This window comes from Frateuria sp. (genome assembly GCF_035695185.1).
In the GTDB taxonomy this organism is placed as follows: domain Bacteria; phylum Pseudomonadota; class Gammaproteobacteria; order Xanthomonadales; family Rhodanobacteraceae; genus Frateuria_A.
In genome coordinates, this window is sequence record NZ_DASSES010000173.1 from 1 (window position 1) to 4,220 (window position 4,220).

The 4,220-nt window shown below is 65.2% G+C and carries 4 protein-coding genes; 1 reads left to right on the forward strand and 3 read right to left on the reverse strand.

Translation table 11 applies throughout. From position 1 onward, the window contains the following. Nucleotides 1–1,228 (forward strand): GMC family oxidoreductase (locus VFH59_RS14065; RefSeq protein ID WP_325165536.1); only part of this gene is annotated, 1,228 nt, incomplete at its 5' end. Here the strand turns inward: VFH59_RS14065 and VFH59_RS14070 are convergent. From VFH59_RS14070 to VFH59_RS14080, 3 genes are all read right to left on the reverse strand, one after another. Then, nucleotides 1,211–2,164 (reverse strand): ABC transporter permease, encoded by a 954-nt coding sequence (locus VFH59_RS14070; RefSeq protein WP_325165537.1) that lies wholly within the window; start codon nt 2,162–2,164, stop codon nt 1,211–1,213. The genes VFH59_RS14065 and VFH59_RS14070 overlap by 18 nt on opposite strands. Nucleotides 2,165–2,190: 26 nt before the next feature. Beyond that, nucleotides 2,191–3,180 (reverse strand): ABC transporter permease, encoded by a 990-nt coding sequence (locus VFH59_RS14075; RefSeq protein WP_325165538.1) that lies wholly within the window; start codon nt 3,178–3,180, stop codon nt 2,191–2,193. Further along, a partial coding sequence (locus VFH59_RS14080; protein ID WP_325165539.1) for a sugar ABC transporter ATP-binding protein occupies nt 3,173–4,220 on the reverse strand: 1,048 nt, incomplete at its 5' end. The genes VFH59_RS14075 and VFH59_RS14080, both read right to left, overlap by 8 nt.

Sequence of the window (4,220 nt, forward strand, 5' to 3'; positions counted from 1 at the left end):
TGACGAGAGGCATGGCGCGGACGGGCCACTGCTGGTGTCGGACCCCGGCTACATCAACGAGATGTCGCGCTGGTTCGTCCAGAGCGTGCAGGCGCTCGGCGAGCCCTACAACCATGATTTCAATGGGCCAACGCAGCGCGGCGTCGGGTTCTACCAGTTCATGAACCGGGCCGGTAAGCGCAGCAGCGCTGCCTATGCGTTTCTAGCGCCGCTAGCCCACCACCCTCGCCTCACGATCCGGCTGCAGTCGCCGGCGCAGCGCATCCTCTTCACGAACCATCGCGCGACCGGGGTCGTCTATCGCGACGCACGAGGAGCCGAACATGCCGCCCATGCGGAGCGGGAGGTCATTCTCGCTGCCGGATCGCTGATCACGCCGCAATTGCTGATGCTGTCGGGCATCGGCCCGGCCGATCATTTGGCGGCACATGGCATCGCATGCCAGGTGGACCTGCCCGGCGTCGGCGAAAACCTGATTGACCACCCCGAAGTGCCAATCACCGCTATCGCTAACGGGCCGTACGGATATTACAAGCAGGGTGTGGGCTGGCGCATGTTGCGCAACGGTCTGCAGTTCCGGATGTTCGGCTCCGGACCGATCCTGTCCGCCGGGGTGGAGGCGGGCGCTTTCGTCAATCCCGTTGATCGCGACGGTGTGCCATCCATCCAGGCGTTCTGCGTGCCGATCGTCTATCTCGATCGCGACACGCGCACCCTGGTTCAGGATACCTATGGCGTGACGGTGACGACAGTCGTCGTCAAGCCGAAGTCGCGCGGCCATGTGCGGCTGCGTTCGGCGAATCCGACCGACATGCCCCTTGTCTCGCCGCACCTTCTGCAGGACCCGGCAGACATGCGGACCATGATCGAAGGACAGCGCTTCTTCCTGCGTGCCTTCCAAACGCGACCACTCGCAGATCGCGTGGTCCGGGTAGCCATTCCCGATCCTGCAGATCTGAGTGACGAGGCGATCCTGGCGCATTGCCGACGCTTCGTGAAGACCAACTACCATCCGAGCGGCACCTGCCGCATGGGGCCGGGCGGTGACCGGATGGCCGTACTCGATTCGCGGTTGCGTGTGCGCGGGGTCGAAGGACTGCGGGTGTGTGACCTTTCGGCGATGCCGAACATCAACGCCGGCAACACCACCGCCCCCGCCCTGATGCTCGGCAGCCGGTGCGCCGAGTTCGCCCTGGGCGGCGGCCCGCCTTCAGAACGCGCCGGCTGATCCTCGCGCCCCAAGCAGGCGCGCCTGCATGACGACGACCAGCAACAGGAATGCGCCGCGGATCACCGATTGCCAGTAGGCGGACAGGCTGATTTGCCCGAGGCCATTCTCGAAGTTCAGAATGTTGAAGATCAGGCCGAGCAGCAGCACGCCGGCCAAGGTCGTGCCGATCGATCCTTCGCCTCCGGTCAGCAGCGTGCCGCCGACCACGACGGCTGAAATTGCGAACAACTCCCACCCAGCGCCTTCAACCGGCTGCCCTGCGCCGAACTGGGCCGCTAAAATCACACCCGCAATGCCCGCAAGCAATCCGCTTATCGCATAGACAATGAACGTCACACGGCCGACCGGCAGCCCCATCATCCGGCTGGCATCCTCGCTGCCGCCGACCGCAAGCACGGCGCGGCCGAACGCAGTGACGTTCAGCAGGACCGAGCCGGCGGCGTAGCAGAGAAACGCAATCCACGCCGGGATCGGAAAGCCAAGCACATCGCCCTGTCCAATGGCGATGAAGCTGGTGTCGTAGGAGACCGAGACAGAGGTGTTGTGCGCCAGCAGCAGCGCCGTGCCGCGTGCCGCGAGCATCGTGGCCAGCGTGACGATGAACGGCATGATGTTGAGGCGCGTAACGATGGCGCCGTTGATCATGCCGACGACGAGCCCGGCCAACGCCCCACCAGCCGCGCCTGCCCACAGGCCAAAAGGCGAGAGCAGGGCGGAGACGACGCTGCCCAAAGCTGCGACGGCGCCCACCGAGAGGTCAATGCCGCCGGTCATGATGACAAACGTCATGCCCAGTCCGACCAGCGCAAACATCGAGTTATAGCGCAGGAAGGTCAGCACGTTGTAGGCACCGAGGAAGTTGTCGTATCGCGCCGCCCCGAAGGCGATCAGCAACGCGAGGGCCACCACCACGCCGTAGCGGCTGAGAGCCATGATCCGGTACGCGGAAAATCTGCCCCTCATGTGCGCCGCCCCTGCAACTGCAAGGCGACGGCCAGCACGATCAGCCCGGCCTTGACCACCAGCGCCGCGGCATCGGGCACGCCATTGGCAAGCAGCATGTAGCGCACGATCTGAATGATCAGCGCCCCAAGCATGGTGCCGAGGATTGCGGCCCGACCGCCTATCAGCGGTGTGCCGCCGACCGCGACCGCGGCGATGGCGTCCAGTTCCATCCCAAGACCATTGGTATTGGCGTCGGAGGAGGAGTTGATCGCCACGACGATAAGACCGGCCAATCCGGAGCAGAGGCCACTGATGAGATAGACTTGGCGTTTGACCCGGTCGGCCGGAATGCCGGCCAGTCGGGCCGCACGTTCATTGCCGCCGATGGCGAGGATCTGCCGCCCGAACACCGTGCGCCGCATGGTCCACGCCGCCGCGGCGCCGATCAGCGCCATGGCGATGACCTGTACCGGAACGCCCACGACATGTCCCATCGCGATGACCTGGAAGGGCGGGTTCTGGAACGGCTGGAGGTTGCCATTGGTCATCACCTGCGCGATGCCACGCCCGGCGATGAACAGAACCAGCGTGGCGATGATCGGCTGGATGCGGTAGCGGGTGACAAGCATCCCGTTGAACCAGCCGAAGGCACCGGCCGCGAGCACCGGCAGCACGTAGGCCAAAACAACACCCACAAAAGGGGACGGCAAGGGAAACAGCTTGCCCTCGAAAATCAACGGGGCAAGGGCGCCGGCAATCGCCATGAGCGCGCCGACCGACAGATCGATGCCGCCGGTCGCGATCACCATCGTCATCCCGATGGCGACGATGATGATCGTCGTGACCTGCGTCAGGTTCACGCTCAGGGTCTGCCAGGAGAGGAAATGCGGGGTGATTGCTGCGTTCACCGCTACCAGCACCACCAGCGCCGCGAGCGAGCCGTGCCGCGACAGCAACTCTGCCAGAGGCGTGCGCCGCCGGATCGGCACGGTCCGGTCAGACATGGGCGTCCGCCTCTTCGCCCCCGTGCGCCATGGCCGCCATCACGTTCCGCTCCGTCAGCGCGTCGCCGCCGAGTTCAGCCAGGGTACACCCGTCACGCATGACATAGACGCGGTCCGCGCCCTCCACGACTTCCTCCATTTCCGAGGAAATCATCAGAACGCCGAGCCCTTCGCCGGCCAGTTCGCGGATGAGCTTCTGGATTTCGGCTTTGGCGCCGACATCGATGCCGCGCGTCGGTTCATCCAGGATCAGCAGCCTCGGGTCCATGCAGAGCCAACGGGCCAGCAGCACTTTCTGCTGGTTGCCCCCCGAGAGCTGGCGGATGGGCTGCTCTGGCCCGGTGCAGCGGATTCCAAGGCGCGCGATGAAGCGCTCCACAATCCGCTTCTGCGCGTCCTCGTCCACAACGCCGACGCGGGCCAGCGCAGGCAACAGGGCGAGCGTCATGTTCTCGCGCACCGACATGTCCGGCACGATGCCTTCCGCCTTGCGGTCTTCGGTGCAGAAGCCGATCCCTGCAGCGATGGCGTCCTGCGGCCCGCGAGGCCGGAAGCTCCGGCCTTGGAGACTCATGCTCCCACCAGACGGCGCGTCCACGCCGAACAGTACGCGTACGGTTTCGGTACGTCCCGAGCCGAGCAGGCCCGACAGTACGACGATCTCGCCCTTTCCTACCTGAAGCGTTGCGTTGCGCACCAGCGGCGGTGCAGCCAATCCTTCCACCGCAAGCAGTGTCTCGGCCGCGCCGTGCCCCTTGGCGCCGAATCCCGTTGCGCCCTGCCGCGCTACCGAACCGATGTCGCGGCCGAGCATGCTTGCCACGAGATCAAGCTTGGAAATGTCCTTCATGCCGGCGACGCGCACCGTGCGTCCGTCACGCATAATGGTGACGCGGTCGCAGACGGCGTAAAGTTCGTCGAGCTTGTGGCTGACGAACACCACCGAGACGCCCTCGGCGCGCAACTGACGGATGACGCCGAACAGTACTTCCGCCTCGTGGTCACTGAGGGAGGAGGTCGGTTCATCCATGATGACCAGG